The 379-nt window shown below is 74.7% G+C and carries 1 pseudogene; it reads right to left on the bottom strand.

Annotated elements, in window-relative coordinates:
- Positions 1–379: pseudogene (locus A4V12_RS24555) on the bottom strand (RNA degradosome polyphosphate kinase); the annotation flags it as partial.

Here is a 379-nt window from a genome sequence, read left to right as displayed (position 1 = left end):
GGTCACGCGGAACATGTGGTGCGCCAGCACCTCCATGCCCGGGAACAGCTCCTCCAGGTGGGCGGCGATGACGTCCTCGAGGGGGACGTAGCGCTGCGGGGAGGCTTCGAGGAAGCGGGAGAGCAGCGGCGGAACCTTGACGCGGGCGAAGTGGCGGTGGGCGCTGACCGGGGTGCGCACGACGACGGCCAGGGTGAGGGGGAGGGCGGGGGTGTAGGGGGAGGGGGGCGCGGGGGCGGCGGCGAGCGGGGGGGGGGCGGGGGAGATCTGCTGGCGGGACAGCGTGAAGAGGCGGGCCTGCTCCTTCTCGGTCAGTTCGGGGCAGGGGGTGAGGGGGATGGCCTCGTCGGGCAGGGCGGGGGGGGTGGTCTGCTGGGAG

The sequence above is a fragment of the Streptomyces noursei genome, from assembly GCF_001646665.1.
Taxonomy (GTDB): Bacteria; Actinomycetota; Actinomycetes; order Streptomycetales; family Streptomycetaceae; genus Streptomyces; species Streptomyces lavendulocolor.
This window is presented reverse-complemented; position numbering and strand designations above follow the sequence as displayed.